This is a genomic window from Candidatus Enterococcus huntleyi, assembly GCF_009933175.1.
Classification (GTDB): domain Bacteria; phylum Bacillota; class Bacilli; order Lactobacillales; family Enterococcaceae; genus Enterococcus_K; species Enterococcus_K huntleyi.
This window is the reverse complement of sequence record NZ_MAEJ01000012.1, coordinates 1-22361: the sequence shown is the minus strand read 5'-3', so window position 1 is coordinate 22361 and position 22361 is coordinate 1. Positions and strand designations below refer to the sequence as shown.

The following is a 22361-nucleotide window of genomic DNA, read 5'->3' as shown; positions in this document are numbered from 1 at the left end:
ATCCTAGTAACTTTTAAGTTCTTCGACCGTTTCACGATCCAAACGACGAACGACTTCCGTTACTAATTTGACTGTATTAAAATAATCATCCTCATGAATCACAGAAGTATGCGAATGCAGGTAGCGAACTGGGACAGTGATGGCTACAGCAGGCACACCATCTCTAGTCAAATGCATCTGTCCAGCGTCGGTTCCGCCACCAGTAATAACAGTGTATTGGAAAGGAATCTCCAATTCTTCTGCCACACGAATCACGAAATTCAATAATTTTTTATGTGGAATCATTGAAGCGTCGAAAATCAATACTTGCGGCCCCTCACCTAACACAGAGTCTGCCTCTTTGGCTGTCATGCCTGGTGTATCTCCGGCTGTTCCTGTATCCAAAGCGATGGCAATATCCGGGTTAACCAAGTGCGTACTGGTTCTAGCTCCGCGTAAACCAACTTCTTCTTGCACGTCACTGCCCGCAAATAAAACATTCGGGTGTTCTTCTTTTGATAAATTCTCAAGTACGCGCAATGAAACAGCTGTCCCAATGCGATTGTCCCAAGCTTTCGCTAATAAGAATTTACTCTCATTTAATCGTTTGTATTCAATATAAGGTGTCACCATATCGCCTGGACGAATGCCCCAGCCTTTTGCTTCATCAGCACTTGAAGCACCGATATCAATGAACATATCCTTAATATCATAAGGTTTATTACGCACTGCCGCCGTCAAAACATGTGGCGGTTTTGAGCCAATTACCCCATGAATAATTTTGCCATCTTGCGTTTTAATTTCCACTTGTTGAGCGAGCATAACTTGTCCCCACCAACCACCAAGCGTTTGAAATTCAATAAAGCCTTTTTCAGTAATCTTAGTGACCATGAAGCCAACCTCATCCATGTGTCCTGAAATGAAAATCTTCGGACCGCCGCCAGTGCCAGAATGTTTGGCAATCACACTACCTAAGCCGTCAAAAAAGATATCTTCAGCAAATGGCTTTGCATATTTTTTAAAGACCTCGCGGACCTCTTCTTCATTTCCGGGAACGCCTCGCGCGCTAGTTAATTCTATTAATAAGTTTTCTTCCTTTTTATCCATCGAAAAACTCCTTTCTTCTCTTGAAAAGTATATCATGACGCTACTGGAATGATAAGACTTAATTCTGTTATTTATTTGAACTTGATTTTAACTTGTTTGAGCGATTTAGCATATGGGTGTAGATTGCGCAACTTGTTTCCCCTTTATTCATCTTATTGATAGGAACCGATCATTGCTATTTCTATTATTTCCCTACTCGTACTTCACTTTTATAGTTGTTGTGGCACTACCGACAATTTTCGACAAGTGGCTGTCTAGTCTCTCAATTTAATAATTTGGTTTCATCTCTCGTGTAGAACCTTCCAACATAATCATCAAGCATAATATCTTCACCCGTTTCAACGACAAGATATCTATACATAAATCCTTGAGGGCCTGGACCTGCACTCCCCTCACCGTACCGTCGCTCGAATTCATCAATATCCCAAGCTATATGATAATTCACGTATCCATCCGCTTCATAAACATCTATTCGAATAATTTTAAACTTCCGCTTTCTGATTAAATCGGTATAAAACTCATCATCTATAGAAAAACTGGCTTCACCGGTCTCCGTATTATAATAAATCCCTTGGAGTAATGCGATGGCTTCTATCGTCTTACTATCAAATGCGCTGTTTTTATCTGGCCTCTCGCTTTCTTTTGCTACATAGGTATTGTCAAAAATTGCCTGAAAATTTTTCTTCAGCTCTTGATTTTCTGTCTCATTGAACGTCAGTGAATTTTCGGCATTCCCTTGGTTTTGCATCGTGACCAAGACAATCGGCTGCTTTTTGTGTATTGCAAATAAATAACAATGCCCTTCTCCACCTTGTGCTGTTTCTATATCGGAATAGACAGCAACTATTTTATAATCTGCCGACTTATTTTCGTCCATCCAGCCCATTTGAACAAATTGCTCACCTACTTTGGGTCGCATCTCTTGTTCTATAATACCTAGTGGAATAGATACTCCATAAAAATTGGCACTATTATCCTTGGTGTACTCCTTATATTGTTGGTTCATCACCGTTCCCCAATAAGCTATATAGGATTTCAAGTTTGTTGCTTTTGCATCATTCCATAAAGCCTTAACGTCTTCAGACTTATCTAATCTTGGCCCTGTCGTCGACTTAATTATACTACTTGATGTTGCCCTTTCAATAGTTCCTACAGAAGTCTCCTGCTCTTTCGTACAAGCACTTAAAGTCAGTAACAATAGGATACCAACAACAGATTTCCCAACTCGATACTTCATCCTTTTCCTCCTATGAATCACGTAATCTATGCTTCATTAACCCCTCTTGCACCTATTCTTACCCTACATTTCTATTTCTCAACAATTCGTCCGTACAGTAAAATAGTTAATACGTAGAAAAAAATGTAGACGAGCATCAAGAGGCCACAGAATAAATAGGCGAGCCAATAGCTGGCGGTTGCTGAGAACTCACTAAAGAAATGAATCGCAAAATAGGCATGACTAATCCCGACAATCATTGGTGTAAAGAAGACGCGGGCATTACGCTCATAGGTGAAGTGATTTAATTGTTTGCGGGAAATACCCATTTTCTTTAATAAGCGATAATTTTCCCGCTCTGTATTGGCCTCAGAAAATTGACGTAGCATCAAGATACTGCCTGTTGCGATCATACAAACCATCCCAATAAATACGGCCACATAAGTCAACACACCCATCTGTCGTCTTGAGGCACGAATATTAGGAAAACGATTATTCAGATTCAATCGTAAAGAACTTGCCTGATTCGCATTTAGTTCGGCTTTATTAGTGGCGGGCTTTATGGTCCCGGCTAGTCCTGATGCAGTCGAGTGATAGGTAGAAATAACCTCATCACCCCAGGTTTGCGTTAGTTGACTAGCTAACTCTTGTCCATATTTTTCTTCATCTTCTGCTGAAATATTTAATGAATCAATCTGATAGATAAGTCCTTTAGATTCGCTAAAAACTTCATCAGAGACCACAAACGTCACTCCGGACATCCCCATGTAACGTAAGGAGGAATCTCCCAGATAATCGGCGATAGTGCTTTGATAAGTCGCAGCAATATTACCTGAAAATAACAAGTCTGGTTCATAATGTTCGATGCCTTCTGGGATTGTTCTTAGACTATCTAATACGACTGCATGCTTATCATCCATCAATGACACCTCAGGTAAATTAGGATTGATGGCTCTAAAGGAACTGTACTCTTTTTCAGTGATTAAGTTTGTGACGGTCACGAAAGTTTCCTTTTTATCTGCGATGGCTGTCGTGACTTCTGCCGCAACCACTTTATATTTCAGAGAAACCTCCTCAAGTATCGGAATTTCACGTTCATTTAAAAGCTGCTTAACCTGATCAACTTCCTCTGATTTCACTTGAAAAGAAGCCGGATTGTCTAACTGAACGGTTCTCATAATCACGGAAGCGAAAAAAGCCGTTCCACCAATCAAGGCGAGCGAGGTACCCAAAATAATCGCAACCCAGGCCATCATTCGCCAGTTATTGGCTAGATGAACTTTGGCATTGCCCAATGTCAGCACATGCAACTTCGTGTATAGACGATTTCTCCACGCACCCAGTAAATGATAGATAACTTTCAGTGTATAACCAAAAAATAAGTAAGTGCCCAGCACACACAATATAAAAATCAGGAAGGGTAAAACTACAATCCAGCCAAAGCTATCGGTCGCAGCAATCATCTCCGGCAAGACATTGCGGCCGTAGACGGCCAGACCATAGCCTGTCCCAATCATCACTACCCCTAACACCCCAAAAAAATAGGTCCAAAAGGTCATACGAAGCTTCTTGGCTAACAAACTCGTTCTCTTTTTGAAGAAGCCAGTTAACTGATACTGGAAAATCATCAGCGTACTTCTGATTGAAACCAAGAGAAGCACAAAGAAAAAAACGACGACCGTATTGCCAATCGAGGGCCATGAAATAAAGAAATCACTTTCCACAGATAAATTCATCGCCTTGACGAGAATCATCGAGAAGAGCTTCGAGAAAATGATTCCAAAAAAGATACCAACAATAGAAGAAAAGCTGCCCAAAACAATTGTTTCTCCAAAGAAAAGAACGGAGATCCGCACCTTGCTCATGCCAAATAAACGATACAGTCCAACCTCTTTGTAGCGCTTATTAACAAAGAACCGATTGGCACTCACCATAAAGAATAAAATCACGAGAATAACCATAATGCTCCCCGTTTTCAAAAAACTCTCAATCCGAACATCTTGACTAGCACGACGTAGTAGCGGTTGATCATAGGTCATCGCGCTGAATGAATAATAAATCATGACCGCCACTGCCATACTTAGAAAGTAACCAAAGTACACTTGTAGTTGCTTCAAAAAACTACGGACGGCTAATCTATAGACCATTCAGTTTGCCTCCCCCGCCGATTGCTGCTTGCATATCAATGACTTTGTCAAAAAATTCCTGACGGGTGCCTCTCTTCACTACTTCTGAAAAAATTATGCCATCTTTGATAAATAATATACGATTACAAAAACTCGCCGTATACGGATCGTGTGTGACCATAACGATGGTCGTATCCTCTTGTATGTTAATCTCAGTCAAATAATGCAACAATTCGGTGGCTGATTTTGAGTCTAGCGATCCAGTGGGTTCATCTGCGAAAATAACACTTGGCTTACTCACAAGCGCTCTGGCTGCCGCTATTCTTTGGCGTTGACCAACAGAAACCTCATCAGGGTATTTATCTAAACTCGTTTCAACATTTAAAATGGCAGAGACTTTTTCAATCCGCCGATTAATTTCCTTGACTGGTACGCGATTAACCGCAAGTGGCAAGACAATATTGTCTCGATTCGTTAAGGTATCTAATAAGTTGAATTCTTGAAAAATAAAGCCTAACTCGTTTCGACGAAAGCTATTCAACTGATTTTCTTTCATGTGGGTGATGTCTTGTCCGTCGATTCGAACACGCCCAATTGTCGGTAAATTGATGGTAGCCAAAATATTTAGAAGAGTGGTCTTACCCGCACCACTCGGCCCCATAATCCCTACAAATTCCCCTTCCTCAACTTGAAAAGAAAGGTTATCCAAAACTTTGGCATGGTTGCCTTTATTGCCATATGTTTTACTCAAATGTTTTACATCAATCATCGTTTTCATCGATTGCCACCTTTCTACCGTTCGCATCAGTTAGTTTACTGATCAGTCCTTTTTTGACTACGCAACAAGCCCAGTATTCCACCTAATCCACGGTTGTTTATCTAGTGAATGTAGCTTTTTCCTATTTCTATTTATAGTAGCATAGTTTACCGGCTTTTTCTGACACATTTTTGTGAATTACGACTGTAAATATCGCTTTTTTAAACGAGCAGATAAGAAAGTATTTTCTGTAAAGGAATTTGTCTCTCAATCAACAATACTGAACCTCTTCACCACCAAAAAAACTGCTACGAGAAAGTAATTTCCGTAACAGCTCTAGTCGTTTTTGTAGGCTTATTTTCCGATTCGTTCGATAGTATTCGTCTTACCATGAACGATTCGAAAGCACAACTCTTGCCCCAAAAGGCATCAAGGCTAATTTTGCTAATTTGAATGATTGCTTACCAAAAGGAATCCCAATAATCGTGATACACAAAAGAATGCCACTGATGCAATGCCCCAGCGCTAGCCAAAAACCGCTGATGATTAACCAAATAATGTTGATTAGAAAAGAAACATTGCTACTACTATAGACGACTTCTTTGCCAAACGGCCAAAAGCTCAGACCAGCTAGCTTGAAACACTGTAAGCCAACGGGAATCCCGACAATCGTGATGCACCAGATAACGCCAGCAAAAAACCAAGTAAGTCCGCCAAAGAAACCACCAAAAATAAACCAAATAATATTTCCTAAACATCCCAATCAAAACAGTCCCTTCCAAATCTTACTATTCATCCATTATACGATAGTAAGAAGCTCTTAGGTATTTACAATCAAAATTTCTCTATTTGTTTTAAAAATATTTTGGTTTTGATGGCTCAGTATCTGTTCATGGACAACCTCCCCTCTCCCGTGGCTAATCTACACGAATCAAAAAAACTGCCAGTCAAACTTGGGATTATTTAACCACTAAATGAGAAATAATTCACTTATTTGGCTATCGGTAAAGTTAATTCATCCGATAATTACAAAAATTGACTGAAAATTCCGTCCGCTTTTCTAAAATTTTAATAAAAAATCTGTTGAAAATTTTCGGATATTATGAAACTCATCACAAAGCTGATAACCACAAGTTTTCACAAATTTTCAATTTCTTCGCACACTACATATAGTGTACGAATAGAAAATTTTATCAACAAAAACACTATATATTGTTGATACTTCTCTTGAATTGTTTTATGATGTTAATGAACGAAAAATTAGGAGTGGATACAAATGATGGAAATTAAAGAAACGAGTACACAAGGAACGACAGAAAAAACTCGTTTAGCAAGTATGAAAATTATCAAGCGTGATGGCCGTCTCGTAGATTTCGATGACCGCAAAATTTATGATGCACTAATTAAGGCAGAACAAAAATTAACCAATGAATTGACGCCTCTTTCCCATGAACGTATCCAAGATATCGTTGAACGAGTGGATCAAGAAATCGTTGAACGCTTTAATCAAAATATCAAAATTTATGAAATTCAAAACGTCGTTGAACATATTCTATTAGAGAAAAATGAATATGAATTAGCTGAAGAATACATCAATTACCGGACACGTCGTGATTTTGAACGCAGTAAATTAACTGATATTAACTTCACTATCGGCAAATTAATCAACAAAGATCAATCAGTGGTTAACGAAAACGCCAATAAAGATAGTGATGTTTTCAACACACAGCGTGATTTAACCGCCGGTATCGTTGGTAAATCAATCGGTCTAAAAATGTTACCGCCACATGTGGCAAATGCCCATCAAAAAGGTGATATTCACTACCATGACTTGGATTACCATCCATATACGCCGATGACAAACTGTTGTTTAATCGATTTTAAAGGCATGCTAACGAAAGGCTTCAAGATTGGTAATGCTGAAGTTGAATCACCAAAATCAATCCAAACAGCAACCGCTCAGATTTCACAGATTATTGCTAACGTAGCTTCTAGCCAATATGGCGGATGTTCAGCAGATCGGACAGATGAACTGTTAGCTCCTTTTGCCGAATTAAATTATCAAAAACACTTAAAAGATGCTGAAGAATGGATTGAAAATCCTGATCGTCGTGAAGAATACGCAAAATCAAAAACGCGCAAAGATATTTTTGACGCAATGCAAAGCTTAGAATATGAGATTAATACGCTCTTCACTTCAAATGGTCAAACACCCTTTACTTCGCTAGGATTTGGCTTAGGAACTAGCTGGTTTGAACGTGAAATTCAACGAGCTATCTTACAAATCAGAATTAATGGTCTAGGTAGCGAACATCGGACAGCGATTTTCCCTAAATTAATCTTCACCTTAAAACGTGGCGTAAATATGGAAAAATCTGATCCGAACTATGAAATTAAAGAATTGGCCTTAGAATGTGCCACAAAACGGATGTATCCAGATATTCTAAACTACGATAAAATTGTTGAAATAACTGGTAGTTTCAAGGTTCCGATGGGTTGTCGTTCATTCCTTCAAGGATGGAATGATGAGAACGGCGAAGAAATTAATGTTGGCCGGATGAACTTAGGGGTTGTTACCTTAAACTTGCCTCGTATCGCTTTAGAAGCAAACGGCGACATGGACAAATTCTGGTCTTTACTGGAAGAACGTTTAAGTATCGTGAAGGATGCGTTGGTCTACCGTGTGGATCGTTGTAAAGAAGCAACACCTGCCAATGCACCGATTCTTTATATGTATGGCGCTTTTGGCAAACGTTTGGACCGCAAGCAGTCTGTCAATGAGCTCTTCAAAAATCGCCGCGCAACCGTTTCTCTAGGCTATATCGGTCTCTATGAAGTCGCTTCTTCTTTCTTTGGTGGCGAATGGGAAAAAACGCCTGAAGCCAAAGAATTTACGTTAAGCATTTTAAAATCTCTTAAAGCTCATGCAGATGATTGGAGCGACGAGTACGACTATCATTTCAGCGTGTACTCAACACCAAGCGAAAGCTTAACTGACCGTTTCTGTCGTTTAGATACAGAAAAATTTGGTCTTGTCGAAAATATTACAGACAAGGATTACTATACAAATAGTTTCCATTACGATGTTCGTAAGAATCCGACACCATTTGAAAAATTAGATTTTGAAAAAGATTATCCAGAATATTGCTCAGGTGGTTTCATTCATTATTGTGAATATCCAGTCCTTCAACAAAATCCTAAGGCGTTAGAAGCAGTCTGGGATTATGCCTACGATAAAGTTGGCTATTTAGGAACCAATACTCCGATTGATCATTGTTATGGTTGTGGTTTTGAAGGTGATTTCACGCCAACTGAACGAGGCTTTGAATGTCCAGAATGTGGCAACCACGATCCAAAAACATGTGATGTTGTTAAACGAACTTGTGGCTATCTTGGAAATCCTCAAGCACGTCCAATGGTTCACGGACGCCACAAAGAAATCTCTTCACGCGTTAAACACATGAAATAATTAGCTACAATCCGACAATTAATTAGCCAGGATTGAGCAGCCTCTCGCCACTTAGACGAAAGACTGCTCACTACTCCTGGCTTCATTTGTAGCTAAAGGTATTAAAGGCAAAATGCACATTTATTAGTAAGTAGCTAGCTAGGCTGGCTTTCACGTTTTAACTAGACTGACAAAGAAAGAAGTTTTCCCAAATGAATAATCCCCAACCAAAAGAATGGTTAGCAAAAGAATATAGTCAGAATTATATCGCCGATTACAAAGCCTTTAATTTTGTTGATGGCGAAGGCGTCCGCAATAGTTTGTATGTCAGCGGCTGTTTATTTGCTTGTGAGGGGTGCTTTAATAAAGCCGTTCAGAATTTTCGGTACGGCACGCCATTTACACAAGAATTAGAAGATCAAATCATCGCCGATCTGAGCCATGATTATGTGCAAGGATTAACTCTTTTAGGTGGCGAACCCTTCTTAAACACGGATGTCTGTCTGCAAGTCGTCAACCGTGTCCGAAACGTCTTTGGTACAACCAAAGATATTTGGTCTTGGACAGGTTACACCTTTGAAGAATTATTGCTTGAATCAGAAGACAAACTTGAACTACTAAATCAAGTAGACATCTTAGTCGACGGTCGCTTTGAGCTTGCAAAACGCGATCTTAAATTACAATTTCGTGGCAGCAGTAACCAACGCATCATCGACGTCAAACAATCACTGGCTCAACAAAAAGTTGTGCTGTGGGCAAAAGGTCACGACGGCGAACAAACCTTTGAACAAATCAAAAAAGCCGATTTAATTTAAAGCTAATGCAAATAAAAAATGTAGGGAATGACTGAAGCCGCCACACGCGCTTAGTCGTTTCCTACATTTTTATTTTGTACCTGTTAAAGAAAGTATAGCTATTGTGAGCCTATCTTTCTATCGTCAAAAACTTAAAATGCTTATAAAATAAATCCTCCATTTTTAACTCAGATAATTTTATTGTCTTTTTGGTTTTCAAAGGCTCATCTTCATAGCTATTCAAACTGTACAAAATTTCTAACTGATTTACCTCATCTTGTTCAAAATATCGATGGATATAAGAAAACAATTCGTTTACTGCCTTCTTTTCTCTCTGACTCAAACGAGATGTCCCCTCTTCAGGTAAATGCAAGTCAGAAGAACAAACTTGAAATTTGTAATTTGAAAAATGAGTGCTGAACGGATATCTACTATCATCTTCAACGTCATAATTATCTTCAAAATAAAATGATTCCAGGTCTACATCACTGTCATAATATATGGTATCCCCGACTATTTTACGCGGGTTATCACCAATCGATCCAGTCAAAAAAGGCTTGCTCCCTGCAAGATAGATATACTCACTCATACTTTTCCCTCACTTCTAATTATTATCGTCTTTCTCTTTCCCCCACAGTGGCAAGACAATGTTTTCATAGGACATTGGATCCAAATTAGTAACAGTAATTCCCAATAGGCGAATGCCCTTTTCAATCCCTAGAATGTCTTCCCAAATTAAACTCGCTTCATGATACAAAGCCTCTTTTCGATAGACATACTCAGGCAAGGTTACACGTTTAGTGATGGTTGTATAATCTGTGTAGCGGACTTTTAGAACCACTGTTTTCCCATGTTTTTGGACTCGCTGTAATGAGCCTTCGACACTTTCTGCCAATTGACGTAGCTGACCTAAAACTGCATCCTCTGTCATTAAAGGTGTGCCATAGGTGTGTTCGCGCCCAACTGATTTTCGATCTCGCGTGACATTTACTGGTGAATCATGAATTCCTCGAACCTTTCGATAAAGCGAATAACCCATCTTACCAAAATTCCGAATCAACTCCATTTCACTCTGTCGGTATAAATCAGCCCCAGTAAAAATTCCCATCTCATTCATTTTGGGTACCGTCTTTTTACCGACTCCATGAAATTTTTCAATCGGTAAAGCCGTCAAAAACGTCACCGCATCCTCTGGCATCACAACCGTCATACCTTTTGGTTTCTGGTAATCAGAAGCTAACTTTGCAATAAACTTATTATAGCTTACCCCCGCCGAACAAGTTAATCGCAGTTCTCGCCAAACATCTTGTTGGATCATGCGAGCAATCTTAATCGCCGACTTTGACTGCACTTTATTTTCTGTCACATCAAGATAGGCTTCATCAATCGACATCGGCTCAATAACATCCGTGTACCGCGCAAAAATCTGACGAATCTCTTTAGATATTTGACTATATTTTTCGTAACTACCAGGCTTAAATATTGCATGAGGACACAACTCAAAAGCTTTCTGGGCACTCATCGCCGAATGAATCCCATACTGGCGAGCGATATAGTTGGCAGTCGTCACCACGCCACGTCCTCCAGTATCGCTAGGATGGCGAGCAATCACTAAAGGATGTCCCACCAGTTCAGGATGATCGCGTTCTTCGACTGCCGCAAAGAAAGCATCCATATCAATATGAATAATTTTCCTAGAAGTATCATTTTTTAAGGGAAAACGCATCTCGACCACGGGGATCATCCTTTCTGTTTATGTATTATCTTATCTATTTATTACAGATCTGAACAGCTCGCCGTTGACCCTGTCATTTGTTATTTGTTATTTATCAGCTAACATCACACAAGCTTCTCTCTTATTATAATACAAACATCCGTTCCCATTCAATCTTTCTGCGTAACTTTTTGATTGATAGAAATATAAAGTTTTTATTTGACTACACCAATGACTATAAATTTATTTCAGAAAAATTTGTAGAGACTGTATCTAGCGCTAGAAACAACTTAATTGGTACAAAAATAGTTATCAAAACAAGCATTGAAGATTCTCAATATAAAGAGAAAATACAATTAATTATTGAAATTTATCCAAAGCCCATGTTACCTACAAGTATTAGAATATCTCAAGAAGACTACGATGATATTTATCTTAATATTCAACTAATGAGTTCAATATGAACGAGTAAATCCACGTTGCTGAATTAACAGTAGGTGTCGCTACTGCAGTAATCACTATAGTTGCTGCTCATGGTACAGGTATTGGAGAAATAATATCAGTAGGCATAGAAATGTTCCTATTTTTAGCAGGGATGTTTAACATGGAGTTATTTAAACCAGTAGACAAATTATTCTCACTCTAATCTAATAGTCATCTGTTAATGTTAATATAAATTTAAATTTGAGGGTGATGAATTTGACCTATCTCTATTGTTTAAAAAAAGAAGATTATCATAAAGCAATTAGAAAATTCAATCGAAAATGCTCCTCTAGGGGTAAAAAAATAATCGTTAGAAGTTTTATAGCTGGAATTTCCTTACTAAGCGCATCAGTATTCATAGGTGTTTTAATAGTTATTCAACTATATCAACTTACCCAAGAGCATCCTAAATATATAGCCCACCGGCTAGCTAAAGAATTCTTTTCTCAACAGTACATCTATCTGACAATAATAGTCATATATCTTATAATAGGTATTTACTTTGTCTATCGTGCAGTAACATATCCGAATCAAAAAATAAATCATCAGCTTACAGACCCAGAAAATAATATATTATTTTCTGAAAAACAAATTATGATCGATACTATAGGCATATCTAGCAAAATAAGTGCTCAGCCAGACTATGATCAAACATGGAGGTGGGACGAATTAAAAAAAATCCATGATGCAGATGAGTATTTTATAATTCAAATTACAGAAGACAAAATTATTATCCTCCCAAAACATTTACTTTCTGTGGACGATTTAGAACTCTTCATGAGTAAGAAGCTTATGTGTACGCATAAAAAATAACTTGATTTACTAGTTCTAAAACCAATAAGATAGAAGACCGAAAATCGTCAAAATGATTTTCAGTCTTCTATTTTTTTATAATCCCTTTAATATCAAAAAAGACCAAAAATGGGTAACATTTCCCATCTCTGATCCGTTTAAATTAAAAGCTTTCTATTCATTTTCTAGCTCATGATAGACCCGATAGACTTCTTGTTTTTTCACGCTATTTAGTACAGCAACTTCTTTAATCGCCGCTTTTGAAGACAATCCTTGATCAATCTTCGCTTGCACTTGTTCTTTCAAGCTACCACCGATAGACTCGTTGATCTCAAGCTCTGTCCCGTCATTTCCTGAAACTAAGAGGCAACATTCGCCCTTCAACTCAGTCGTCTCCAAATAGTCAATCAATTCATCGATTGTGCCACGTAAATATTCTTCATGAATTTTTGTCAGCTCACGACAGACGACAGCTTTTCTTTGTCCACCTAAGACCTCTTGCATATTCTTCAAAGTCGCCGCTACTCGATACGGTGATTCATAAAAAATCAAGGTACTTTCTTGACTTTTTAATGCAGTCAGTGCTGTTTGTTGCTCTTTCTTTTTCCTCGGCAAAAACCCATAAAATAAAAACGGTTGCGGCAATAGACCAGACGCAATCAAAGCAGTCATGCCCGCTGTTGGTCCCGGTAAAGAAACCACTGGAATGTCTTTCTCAATACAAGCTAAAACCAACTCGTGTCCTGGATCACTAATTGATGGCATGCCAGCATCACTAACCTGAGCAATCGTCTGCCCAGTCAATAATTGTTCCACAAGCTGTGGAACACGTTCTTTATAATTATGCTCATGTAGACTTTTTTGTGGTACTTGTATATCAAAATGATTCAATAATTTTTGCGTATTTCGTGTATCCTCACTAGCAATTAAATCCGCTGATTGCAACGTTTTAACCGCTCGAAACGTCATATCCTCAAGGTTTCCGATAGGTGTCGGAACTAGATAAAGCGTCCCACTTGTCTGGGCTCCTTTAAAACTTTTTTGTTTATTCATATAGGCCCACCTTTCCATCCACAGTCAAAGTTATCCACAAAAAAGTTGAGAGGAACGAAACGAGCTTCACTCTCAACTTTTTGATTTTCCGATAAGATTCATTTACTTAATGCTCTCACGATAAATGACCTCAAGACAAAACGCACAAGGTTCATCATTTTCTCGACGTGAGCCATACAAATCGTAACAGACATGGAAGCCTTCTTCGTAGATTTTTTCTAAATTCATCCGTGATTTTGAAAGAGCCTGCTTGATTTTTTCAGAAGGTTCCTCAGCCACTTGATTTAATTCTCTTAAATGCTCCCGTAAACGCTGGTTTTCCATCTCTAAAGTCGTATTTTTTTCGACAATTTCATGGAAACCTTCTTTCAGTTCAACGAGCTCCGTCAATGTATTACGCAACTCGGATTCTAACCGATTTAAGCCATCATACAACGACCGTTTATCCATGAATCTCACCTGCTTTAGCTGTCACTTCTTTGAGCTCTTCATAATCATATTCGACTGGCGTTTCTTTCCCAACCAAGCGAACCTTAATAATCCGACTCAATAAATTCAATCCTACAACACGACCTTTGCCGTCTGGTGTTTCAATTTCTTTGCCATAATCAGGCAATTCTTTTTTAGCCTTTTCATATTCATCATTCTCGTATTTCAGACAACACATCAAACGGCCACATAAGCCAGAAATTTTCGTTGGATTTAACGATAGACCTTGGTCTTTTGCCATCTTAATTGACACAGGAATAAAGTCTCCTAAGAAAGTCGAACAACATAATTGACGACCACATGGACCAATACCACCCAATATCTTGGCCTCATCTCTCACACCAATTTGACGCAGTTCAATCCGCGTTCTAAAAATCCCTGCTAGGTCTTTGACCAATTCTCTGAAATCAACACGCCCATCCGCAGTAAAATAAAAGATCATTTTACTTCTATCAAAAGTATATTCCGCTCGAATTAATTTCATTTCTAATTCATGAAGACGAATCTTTTCCTTTGCAATCTTGAAGGCTTCCTCTGCATCTGCTGCGTTCTGCTCCGCCTTCTCCAATTCTTTCGGTGACGCCTTGTGTAAAATAGGTTTTAATTCATCAGGCAAATCCTCTGGTTGAATCTCCCGTTTTGGAATGGCAACTGTAGCTATTTGCTTCGCTTGTTGTGATTCAACAAGTACTTTATCATTGTAAACATACTCTGATTTCCCAGGAGTAAAATAATAGATATGTCCTGCTTCGCGGTATCGGACCCCTACAACTTCTACCATTTTCATCCTCCTTCATCAATTCGTTAGTTAATTTATTTATAAATAATTCTTACTGCGAGTTGCTCAGCTGTACTCTGAAAAGAAACATTCGCTCTCAACTTTTGTTCCGCCTGTAAAATAAGTTCAATCACTCGATTGGTCTCCGCAATTTCATTAACTGTCCCGGTCGCTGTTTTTTCAGCTAACTGACTTTGATAATAAAACAGTAGCATACTAAACGACTCAAACTGCAGACTTTTTTCTTTAAAGACCTTGACCAGCTTCTTTTGAACATAAATAAAGGCTTGTGGATCCGCTTCTTTCAGATAATTAAACCATTGCTGAACAGAATCCCTAGCTTCATTAAACCATTCATTTTGCGAGATTTCAACTGCTTTAGCGAAACTATTTGTCAATGAAGATAAAAGTTTTGCTGTCTGCTGGCCCAAGCCATTTTCCATTAGTTTTGTTTGCAACAATTCTTTTGAAAGTGGCTGAAAATGTAGGATTTGGCAGCGAGACTGAATCGTTGGCAAAATGCGTCCCACAGAATCCGTTTCTAAGATAGCTAAGAATTGACCCACAGGCTCTTCTAGAAATTTCAACAAACTATTGGCCGCGCTACTATTCATTTTGTCCGCATCTTTAATAATAAAGACCTTTTGTTTTGTCTCAAAGCCACTTCTTGAAAATTCAGATTGTAGCTTACGTATTTGATCCACCTTAATCGTCTGTCCTTCAGGTTCAATCGATTGAACATCTAAATGCTCACTTCGTTCAATCCGTTGACAATTATTACACTGATTACACGGCTGATTATTTTGCAGATTACTACAAAATAGGTGTTTGGCTAACCAGATACTGGCTTCATGTTTGCCTGTGCCTGACTCACCTTCAAAAAGATAAGCATGGGCAAGACGCCCATGCTCAAAGCTTTTCTGAAGTTGGGTAAACACAATTGGCTGATTTTTTTCTAAAAATTGTGCTTCTTCCATGTGGTTCTCCTTCTTAATATTGATGGAATCCTTCAACTGGAAGAACAAAGACTGTTGCTCCGCCAACTTCGACTTCAACTGGATAAGGTACTTGGCCATCCATCGAAATATCTAATGTTACTGGTGTTGAAACATATTGTTTTCTTGATTGGCAAGTCTTTTTGATCAATTCAAGTGTTTCTTCCACACGATCATCGTCAATCCCAATAATAAACGTGCTGTTTCCGGCTTTTAGAAAGCCCCCTGTTGATGACAATTTTGTCGCACGAATATTTGAATCAATAAACTCATTGGCCAAACGGTTACTATCCTTATCTTGAACAATAGCTAATACGATTTTCATACTTAACACCCTCCTATTTAGTAAACTTCTCTGGATAACGACTGACCACTGCTTGAAAACAAGCTTCCACTACATGAAATAAGTCTTGTCGTGCATCGATTTTGGTAATCCGTGATGGATTTTCTTCAGCAAGCTTCAAATACGCATGACGCACCCGTTGATGAAACTCTAAGCCTTCTGAATCAAGACGATCCATTTGATGCGAACGATGTTGCGAAATACGGCGCAAGCCCGTATCAGAATCCACATCCAAGTACAAAGTGAAATTAGGTGCTAACCCCTCTGTCGCAAATATATTCATCTCAGCAATCGCGGCCACTCCAATGCGGCGACCGGCTCCTTGATAAGCCAACGAGCTGTCGACAAAACGGTCACATAAGATAATCTTGCCTTCATTTAAAGCGGGAAACACTTTTTCCACTAAATGTTGACGACGAGCAGCCGCATACAATAACGCTTCTGTCCGTTCATCCATCGCATCATTCTTAGGATCTAAGATGACTTGGCGAATTTTTTCTGCAATCGCAATCCCACCTGGTTCTCTAGTTTTTATAAGTGGTTGATTGGTCAATGCTTGTAATCTCGGAAATAATTCTTCGATGACACTGGTCTTGCCAGCCCCATCTGGTCCTTCAACGGTGATAAATAATCCGTTCACGTTTTTGCCTCCATCTATCCAATACACTTCTATTGTACTGGAAAACTTATTCAATTGAAAACTTATAACTCTCGGCGACCTTCAACGGCCTTTAATAAAGTCACTTCATCCGCATATTCAATGTCGCTGCCGACAGATAATCCATGGGCCAAACGGGTAACTTTAATGCCAGCCGGTTTGATCAAACGAGACAGGTACATCGCAGTTGCTTCTCCTTCTGTCGTTGCATTAGTCGCAATAATTATTTCTTTAACCTCTTCATCATGCAAGCGTTGAATCAGCGGCGCGATATTAATATCTTCTGGCCCTGTGCCTTCCATTGGTGAAAGAACCCCATGTAAGACATGATACAGACCATGAAACTCACGCATTTTTTCCATTGCCATGACATCCTTGGGTTCTTCAACCACCAGAATCATACTCTTGTCTCTGGTCGTATCCTGACAAATCTCACAAGGATCTTCCTCTGTAATGTTGCCGCAGATACTACAAAAATGTAGATCACGTTTGACACTCAATAAGGATTTGGCAAATTCATTCACCACTTCATCCTTCATATCAATGGTATAAAAAGCTAATCTAGTCGCTGTTTTCTGCCCAATTCCAGGCAATTTCATGTAGCTATCAATCAACTTAGCGATTGGTTCTGGGTATTGCATGGGCGTCTGCTCCTTATATTTTCTGTCGTTTTAACTTGTTTGTCACCTATTTTGCAGTTTTATTTACACATTATTTGCGTTCTACAGCTTAGAACCCTGGCATTCCTTTAGTGTATTTACCCATCGTTTGCTCAGTTTCTACTTCGATTTTTGAAAGAGCATCATTGACTGCCATAATCACAAAATCTTGTAACATATCTGGATCTTCCGGATCAATCAGTTCTGCATTAATTTGAATATCTTTCATTTTTCGGTCACCAGTAAAGACGGCTTTCACCAATTGATTGGTTGATTCACCAGTAAATTCTTTCTCGTTTAAAGCTTCTTGTGCTTTCACCATTTCTTTTTGCATTTTTTGAACTTGTTTCATCATGCCTTGCATATTTCCCATGCCTCGCATCATATCTCTTCACTCCTAATCATCAATAATTGTTAGTAATTCTTCACCAAAAAATTCTTTGGCTTTTTCAACAGCTACTTCTTCCTCTGATGGAAGAGGTGCGGTCATTTCTTCTTCTGATTCGCTAAACGATTCAGATGGTTTTTCTTGGTGCTTATTTTGCTGCACATAGGATTGTCGAATCGCCGGCCAGCTTTCCCGCGTAATATAGACCGCAGTTGGCGCATAGTTGGGAATCATTCGACTAATCGTGTTACTTAACATCAGCGACAGCTCTTCATCCCCCATAGCTTTCTGACAAACAATCTCATATTCAAAAGCAATCACTAAGCTATTTGGGCCTGCAGCAACAGGTTCACTGGATTTCAGCATCGCCCGTTGCGTCACGGACATCGCCATCAAGACATCATCCCAAACATTTTTGAGATTTAACAAATCTTGTTTTGTTGCCTCAGCTAAGACTTGGAAGACCCGCTCAGTCGGTACCCGGAAAGTAGTTTTCACAGGTTTCGCTTTTGGCTTAGCTGCCGCTGGTTCCGCACCATTAGCGGTTCCGTTTTGTTTCAAACTCTGGACTTCTTTTTGTAAAGCCGCCACCTGTGCTTGCAATTGATGCAATTCACCTGCATTCGCTGTTTGCCCTGAATGAGCCGACTGACCTGACGCTTCTGGCATTAATTGACCAGCTGGTTGACCACTTGCCTGAGACACTCCTTGATTTGTGCTAGGTGTCGCTAATTTTACGGTCGCAACCTCTAGATAAATCGTCGCATTATTCGTAAAACGCACTTCATTTTGGGTCTCACTCAGAATTTGAATCATTTGATAGATGGCTTCTGGCGACACTTGACCCGCCAACGCTTTAAACGCCTCAGTCAAATGACCTGATTTTTCTGAAAGAAGCTGTGGTGCCTGTTGATACATTAATAAATCGCGGCAATATAACAATAAATCTTCTAAAAAGCGCCGCGCTTCTTTTCCCTCAGACAAAATTTGTTCCAGATCAGTTAAGGCACGTTGGACTTCTTGATTCACACAAGCCCCGACATATTGATCCATCATCTCAAACGTCAAACTACCGGTGACTTGCATCGCATGCTCAGTCGTAATCGTCCCATCGCTATAGGAAATCGCCTGATCGAGAATACTCAACGCATCCCGCATACCACCTTCCGCCGCTCGCGCAATAATATAGAGCGCCTGCTCTTCAAAGGCAATATCAATCTCTTGTAGAATATGTTTTAAATGATCGACAATATCCTGCGCATTAATTCGCTTAAAATCAAATCGTTGCGTTCTTGAAATAATCGTTAATGGAATCTTATGTGGTTCCGTTGTAGCTAAGATAAAAATAACATGCTCTTTAGGCTCTTCTAATGTTTTCAGTAAGGCATTAAAGGCTCCGGTCGAAAGCATATGCACTTCATCAATAATATAGACTTTGTAGGCAGCTTTAGTTGGCGCATAATTCGCTCTGTCTCGAATAAAACGAATTTCTTCCACACCATTGTTACTTGCCGCATCAATCTCAATCACATCTTCTTGACTACCCGCTGTAATCGACTGACACATCTCACATTCATTACACGGTTCGCCCTCTTGACTATTCGGACAGTTAATTGCTTTGGCAAAAATCTTCGCCGCACTCGTCTTCCCAGTTCCTCTAGGACCCGTAAATAAATACGCGTGAGAGGTCTTCTTTTGGGTAATCGCATTTTTAAGTGTTTGGGTAATGGCCTTTTGTCCCACAACATCATCAAATCGTTGCGAACGCCAGACACGGTAGAGCGCTTGATAAGCCATATTGGACCCCTTCCTTAGAAAATTTCACTAGTACACATTATACGTGATTTATATAAAAAAAACTACCAGATGGCTAGAATCGGTGAAAAAAATTTCGATTTTAAAAAAAGCAGAATGAACAAAAAAATGAACACACGTATTGATTAATTTTTCTGTCCACTCCCCTTCAGTTAAGTCCCACAACTATCGGAGATTTCCGACAGATTGTTCACTTTAAGTTGAACATTTCCTATTGTTCATTCCCTATTATTGATTCCATATTAATCACTTCAAGCTGAATACCCTCAGCTACTCGCCCGCTTTGATTATTCTCATCTATTCTAGGGAAACTATAGGTTCTAATTTGAACCAATCGCTAAAAATAATTGACTGCTTGCTTTCAAAAATGAATATATAAATTCGAAATAGCCAAAAAAAGCATGTGATAGATTAAACTTAGTCTATAAGTTAATTGTGCATACGACTTTTGCACGAAAGAGTTTCTAAAATAAACAATAGTAACCAAGAAAATAACCCAATCACTTGGTGACAGTCACAAACAAATTAAATGAGGAGTGCTGATATTTATGAGAAAACTATATGTCAAACAGCAATTATTGAGTATGAAGGATCGTTTCTATATTAAAGATGCTGCGGGGAACGATGTCTATTACGCGGAGGAGAAGTTAATGAGCTTCGCTAAACGGTTTTTCCTCTACGACAAGGACGGCACTCAAGTCGCCGAAGTGGCTCAGAAGGTGAAAAGTTGGTCTACGGCCTTCTATTTACGAACAACCGATGGCAAAGAACTCCTGATTCAGCAAAAAATGATGTCGTTTAAACCAAAATTTGAGATCATCGGCTCAGATATAGTCATGGAGGGCAACTGGATGTCGAAGTTTCAAGTCTTGCGAAATGGCCAACAGATTGGCTATGTGAATAAGCAATGGATGAAGATGGCCGATTCCTATGAGATTGACTGTCTACATCGGACAGATGAACCTTTGCTTGTGGCCTTTTCATTAGCACTAGACTATATCGATAGTATGAATGGTAGTGGAGGCTCTGTAGGCTAAAGACTTGATAACTCAACTATAGCGAGAGATTCTGCCAACCAACAGACATCTTTTCATCATTGACCATTCGGGACGAGAAATCGACCATTCAGGACGTAATTGTCCTGTGCTCCTTTGACTTAACTATAATTAACAGTAAGAAAAGAGGTGGGAAGATGAATTTCGAAGGGATTCTTTATAGTATAGGTGGTTTGTCAATTCTCCTATTTTTAATTATTATGGGGATTTCAGAATTTGGCGAAGAAAAGATGAATGCTTTTTCTGCGGTGGGCACACTTGTGGTGTTTACTTTAATTGTTGTAGGATTGCTCGAGTTTTTGAAAGTAAATCAAATTCAGCGATTCCTTCATCTCACTTTATTAGAAATGACCATGGTACTTACAGCAATCTATAATGTACACTATTTACTTTTCAGATATCGTAAATACATAAAAAATAAAGTCACACTTGAAGTCCAACGACTGCAAAGGAGATAGGATTATGGAGGAAAAGTTTTGGTGGAAATGGTTCGCAACTCTAGCCGTTCTAACCGTCGTTTCAGTGATTCCTTCTCAAATGGTTGAAAAGTTAAGCGAAGGTTTCGTTTAGACAAAATGACAGGAAAAGAAGTCGCAAGCTTTTTAAGCAATTGTGACTTTTTTTGTCTCTGCCAAAGAATCGGTTTACTCACCTTTTATACCGAATAAATATCTGACTTGAAATTTACAAAAATGATAAAGTTCTACACCTATTGAGCTCTTCTTACGATTTATTAAATAATCTGAAATTGAATCTGTAGTCAGTCATGGACGTTATTTTTTGGTGGAAAACGAGAAATTACCCACTTGTGGCTAGTTGCGGTGTTTTCCAGCGTTTGAACCGGACGTGAATAAGCGAGAATCCTATGCTTAGTGTATTTCTCTGCACTATTTGTTAGTTTCCCGCCACTTTTACTCTCAATAGATGCGCAACTAGCCACAAGTGGGAATAAATTAGCCATTTACTAGTTCAGTAAATGTTTGAATTGAAATATATATGAGCTACTAAATCCTATAAATATGGGATTCTACGGTTAATTTACGGGGGAATCATTAATTATTGTGAGGCTGCTTTTGCTAGTTAGTCAGAATTTTTAGAAGTTGCTCACTTGTGGCTAGGCGTGGTGTTTTCGAACATCTCAGGAGAGTAGCAAAAACCAAGAAGTCATCGCTTAATAGGTTTTGCTCTTAAATCGAGCTTTTTTATGTCACTTTTATCCCTAAAAGATGCCGTCTAGCCACAAGTGGCCAATAAAACGATATTTTTTGTTCTTTATTCAGTGCTTACGGCATTTTAAATAACATATTGAGGACTATGAAATCAGATAAATAGAAGCTTTCTATGAAAACTGTAAAAAACCATAGAAAAAAGTACATACGCGAACTTTTTCTCTTTTTCTGAAGGACGCCGATTGTTCTTTTTTGCCTGAAGGTGCGCATATAAACAGATAAAAAAGATTATAACAAGCCAAAAAATAGTCATATAGATCACCCACACTTCCTTTTTTGTCGTTTCATAGAGAGCGTAAAATAGTTTGTGTAAATTAGGGTATTGAAAAAGGAAGACCTTATTCGTATGATTAAAGCGACTAAACCAAATCAACGAAAGAGGTCTTCCCATGAATCAGTTTAACAAAGAAATCGCTCAAGCACTACTAGAAAATACAAATTTAACAGAAGTTTTTCGCAATCAGCTTGAAACCACAATGAATA

Annotated in this window: 22 protein-coding genes; 6 read left to right on the top strand and 16 right to left on the bottom strand. The window is 38.8% G+C overall.

Translation table 11 applies throughout. The features are described from left to right. Positions 1-3 precede the first annotated feature (3 nt). From BAU15_RS08085 to BAU15_RS08065, 5 genes are all read right to left on the bottom strand, one after another. Complete coding sequence (locus BAU15_RS08085; protein ID WP_161842242.1) at positions 4-1086, bottom strand: M42 family metallopeptidase; 1083 nt, start codon at positions 1084-1086, stop codon at positions 4-6. 262 nt (positions 1087-1348) lie between these two features. Further along, the gene (locus BAU15_RS08080; protein WP_161842241.1) at positions 1349-2323 is read right to left on the bottom strand and encodes a DUF4767 domain-containing protein; all 975 of its coding nucleotides are present in this window, start codon (positions 2321-2323) and stop codon (positions 1349-1351) included. Positions 2324-2394: 71 nt separating this feature from the next. Further along, positions 2395-4449, bottom strand: coding sequence for an ABC transporter permease (locus BAU15_RS08075; protein WP_161842240.1), 2055 nt, complete (start codon positions 4447-4449; stop codon positions 2395-2397). Beyond that, positions 4439-5206, bottom strand: coding sequence for an ABC transporter ATP-binding protein (locus BAU15_RS08070; RefSeq protein WP_161842239.1), 768 nt, complete (start codon positions 5204-5206; stop codon positions 4439-4441). The genes BAU15_RS08075 and BAU15_RS08070 overlap by 11 nt, the downstream gene beginning before the upstream one ends. Before the next feature lie 364 nt (positions 5207-5570). Beyond that, on the bottom strand, positions 5571-5948 hold the full coding sequence (locus BAU15_RS08065; RefSeq protein ID WP_161842238.1) for a YccF domain-containing protein: 378 nt from the start codon (positions 5946-5948) through the stop codon (positions 5571-5573). 513 nt (positions 5949-6461) lie between these two features. Here BAU15_RS08065 and nrdD point away from each other — a divergent pair. Both nrdD and nrdG read left to right on the top strand, forming a co-directional pair. Continuing rightward, positions 6462-8654, top strand: coding sequence for an anaerobic ribonucleoside-triphosphate reductase (gene nrdD, locus BAU15_RS08060; RefSeq protein ID WP_161842237.1), 2193 nt, complete (start codon positions 6462-6464; stop codon positions 8652-8654). Positions 8655-8845: 191 nt separating this feature from the next. Next, positions 8846-9448: an anaerobic ribonucleoside-triphosphate reductase activating protein gene (nrdG, locus tag BAU15_RS08055; RefSeq protein ID WP_161842236.1), complete on the top strand. Its 603-nt coding sequence runs from the start codon at positions 8846-8848 to the stop codon at positions 9446-9448. A gap of 109 nt (positions 9449-9557) precedes the next feature. Here the strand turns inward: nrdG and BAU15_RS08050 are convergent, their stop codons facing one another. Both BAU15_RS08050 and dinB read right to left on the bottom strand, forming a co-directional pair. Next, positions 9558-10016: a hypothetical protein gene (locus BAU15_RS08050; RefSeq protein WP_161842235.1), complete on the bottom strand. Its 459-nt coding sequence runs from the start codon at positions 10014-10016 to the stop codon at positions 9558-9560. Between the two features lie 15 nt (positions 10017-10031). After that, positions 10032-11162: a DNA polymerase IV gene (dinB, locus tag BAU15_RS08045; RefSeq protein WP_337247992.1), complete on the bottom strand. Its 1131-nt coding sequence runs from the start codon at positions 11160-11162 to the stop codon at positions 10032-10034. Between the two features lie 170 nt (positions 11163-11332). Between dinB and BAU15_RS15730 the strand changes: the two genes are divergently transcribed. Together BAU15_RS15730 and BAU15_RS08040 are read left to right on the top strand one after the other, a co-directional pair. Then, positions 11333-11605, top strand: a complete 273-nt coding sequence (locus BAU15_RS15730; protein WP_237580158.1) for a hypothetical protein — start codon at positions 11333-11335, stop codon at positions 11603-11605. Positions 11606-11834: 229 nt separating this feature from the next. Next, a complete protein-coding gene (locus tag BAU15_RS08040; protein ID WP_161842233.1) occupies positions 11835-12437 on the top strand; it encodes a YcxB family protein in 603 nt (200 codons plus the stop codon). A gap of 153 nt (positions 12438-12590) precedes the next feature. Here BAU15_RS08040 and rsmI read toward each other — a convergent pair whose 3' ends face one another. The 9 genes from rsmI to dnaX all read right to left on the bottom strand — a co-directional run bounded on the left by rsmI (position 12591) and on the right by dnaX (position 19576). Further along, entirely contained in the window at positions 12591-13469 is an 879-nt protein-coding gene (gene rsmI, locus BAU15_RS08035) for a 16S rRNA (cytidine(1402)-2'-O)-methyltransferase (RefSeq protein ID WP_161842232.1), read from the bottom strand. Positions 13470-13571: 102 nt separating this feature from the next. Beyond that, entirely contained in the window at positions 13572-13919 is a 348-nt protein-coding gene (locus BAU15_RS08030) for a DNA replication initiation control protein YabA (RefSeq protein ID WP_161842231.1), read from the bottom strand. Then, the gene (locus BAU15_RS08025) at positions 13912-14739 is read right to left on the bottom strand and encodes a PSP1 domain-containing protein (protein WP_161842230.1); all 828 of its coding nucleotides are present in this window, start codon (positions 14737-14739) and stop codon (positions 13912-13914) included. The genes BAU15_RS08030 and BAU15_RS08025 overlap by 8 nt, the downstream gene beginning before the upstream one ends. 32 nt (positions 14740-14771) lie before the next feature. Continuing rightward, a complete protein-coding gene (gene holB / locus BAU15_RS08020; RefSeq protein WP_161842229.1) occupies positions 14772-15713 on the bottom strand; it encodes a DNA polymerase III subunit delta' in 942 nt (313 codons plus the stop codon). Positions 15714-15726: 13 nt separating this feature from the next. Beyond that, the gene (locus BAU15_RS08015) at positions 15727-16056 is read right to left on the bottom strand and encodes a cyclic-di-AMP receptor (protein WP_161842228.1); all 330 of its coding nucleotides are present in this window, start codon (positions 16054-16056) and stop codon (positions 15727-15729) included. Between the two features lie 13 nt (positions 16057-16069). Next, positions 16070-16714: a dTMP kinase gene (gene tmk, locus BAU15_RS08010; protein WP_161842227.1), complete on the bottom strand. Its 645-nt coding sequence runs from the start codon at positions 16712-16714 to the stop codon at positions 16070-16072. A gap of 62 nt (positions 16715-16776) precedes the next feature. Beyond that, positions 16777-17373, bottom strand: coding sequence for a recombination mediator RecR (gene recR, locus BAU15_RS08005; protein ID WP_161842226.1), 597 nt, complete (start codon positions 17371-17373; stop codon positions 16777-16779). An 88-nt stretch (positions 17374-17461) separates the two neighbouring features. Further along, positions 17462-17776: a YbaB/EbfC family nucleoid-associated protein gene (locus BAU15_RS08000; protein ID WP_161842225.1), complete on the bottom strand. Its 315-nt coding sequence runs from the start codon at positions 17774-17776 to the stop codon at positions 17462-17464. A 12-nt stretch (positions 17777-17788) separates the two neighbouring features. Beyond that, positions 17789-19576 (bottom strand): DNA polymerase III subunit gamma/tau, encoded by a 1788-nt coding sequence (gene dnaX, locus BAU15_RS07995; protein ID WP_161842224.1) that lies wholly within the window; start codon positions 19574-19576, stop codon positions 17789-17791. A gap of 566 nt (positions 19577-20142) precedes the next feature. On the opposite strand from dnaX, the gene BAU15_RS07990 reads away from it, so the two are divergent. Together BAU15_RS07990 and BAU15_RS07985 are read left to right on the top strand one after the other, a co-directional pair. Continuing rightward, positions 20143-20631 (top strand): LURP-one-related/scramblase family protein, encoded by a 489-nt coding sequence (locus tag BAU15_RS07990; protein ID WP_161842223.1) that lies wholly within the window; start codon positions 20143-20145, stop codon positions 20629-20631. Between the two features lie 155 nt (positions 20632-20786). Then, the gene (locus tag BAU15_RS07985; RefSeq protein WP_161842222.1) at positions 20787-21107 is read left to right on the top strand and encodes a hypothetical protein; all 321 of its coding nucleotides are present in this window, start codon (positions 20787-20789) and stop codon (positions 21105-21107) included. The last annotated feature ends 1254 nt before the right edge of the window (positions 21108-22361 follow it).

Excerpts from the sequence above, each read along its gene's own strand:
- BAU15_RS08085 (WP_161842242.1), bottom strand. The coding sequence starts at position 1,086 with ATGGATAAAAAGGAAGAAAACTTATTAATAGAATTAACTAGCGCGCGA.
- BAU15_RS08080 (WP_161842241.1), bottom strand. The coding sequence starts at position 2,323 with ATGAAGTATCGAGTTGGGAAATCTGTTGTTGGTATCCTATTGTTACTG.
- BAU15_RS08075 (WP_161842240.1), bottom strand. The coding sequence starts at position 4,449 with ATGGTCTATAGATTAGCCGTCCGTAGTTTTTTGAAGCAACTACAAGTG.
- BAU15_RS08070 (WP_161842239.1), bottom strand. The coding sequence starts at position 5,206 with ATGAAAACGATGATTGATGTAAAACATTTGAGTAAAACATATGGCAAT.
- nrdD (WP_161842237.1), top strand. The coding sequence starts at position 6,462 with ATGATGGAAATTAAAGAAACGAGTACACAAGGAACGACAGAAAAAACT.
- nrdG (WP_161842236.1), top strand. The coding sequence starts at position 8,846 with ATGAATAATCCCCAACCAAAAGAATGGTTAGCAAAAGAATATAGTCAG.
- BAU15_RS08050 (WP_161842235.1), bottom strand. The coding sequence starts at position 10,016 with ATGAGTGAGTATATCTATCTTGCAGGGAGCAAGCCTTTTTTGACTGGA.
- BAU15_RS08040 (WP_161842233.1), top strand. The coding sequence starts at position 11,835 with ATGAATTTGACCTATCTCTATTGTTTAAAAAAAGAAGATTATCATAAA.
- rsmI (WP_161842232.1), bottom strand. The coding sequence starts at position 13,469 with ATGAATAAACAAAAAAGTTTTAAAGGAGCCCAGACAAGTGGGACGCTT.
- BAU15_RS08030 (WP_161842231.1), bottom strand. The coding sequence starts at position 13,919 with ATGGATAAACGGTCGTTGTATGATGGCTTAAATCGGTTAGAATCCGAG.
- BAU15_RS08025 (WP_161842230.1), bottom strand. The coding sequence starts at position 14,739 with ATGGTAGAAGTTGTAGGGGTCCGATACCGCGAAGCAGGACATATCTAT.
- holB (WP_161842229.1), bottom strand. The coding sequence starts at position 15,713 with ATGGAAGAAGCACAATTTTTAGAAAAAAATCAGCCAATTGTGTTTACC.
- BAU15_RS08015 (WP_161842228.1), bottom strand. The coding sequence starts at position 16,056 with ATGAAAATCGTATTAGCTATTGTTCAAGATAAGGATAGTAACCGTTTG.
- recR (WP_161842226.1), bottom strand. The coding sequence starts at position 17,373 with ATGCAATACCCAGAACCAATCGCTAAGTTGATTGATAGCTACATGAAA.
- BAU15_RS08000 (WP_161842225.1), bottom strand. The coding sequence starts at position 17,776 with ATGATGCGAGGCATGGGAAATATGCAAGGCATGATGAAACAAGTTCAA.
- dnaX (WP_161842224.1), bottom strand. The coding sequence starts at position 19,576 with ATGGCTTATCAAGCGCTCTACCGTGTCTGGCGTTCGCAACGATTTGAT.
- BAU15_RS07990 (WP_161842223.1), top strand. The coding sequence starts at position 20,143 with ATGAGAAAACTATATGTCAAACAGCAATTATTGAGTATGAAGGATCGT.
- BAU15_RS07985 (WP_161842222.1), top strand. The coding sequence starts at position 20,787 with ATGAATTTCGAAGGGATTCTTTATAGTATAGGTGGTTTGTCAATTCTC.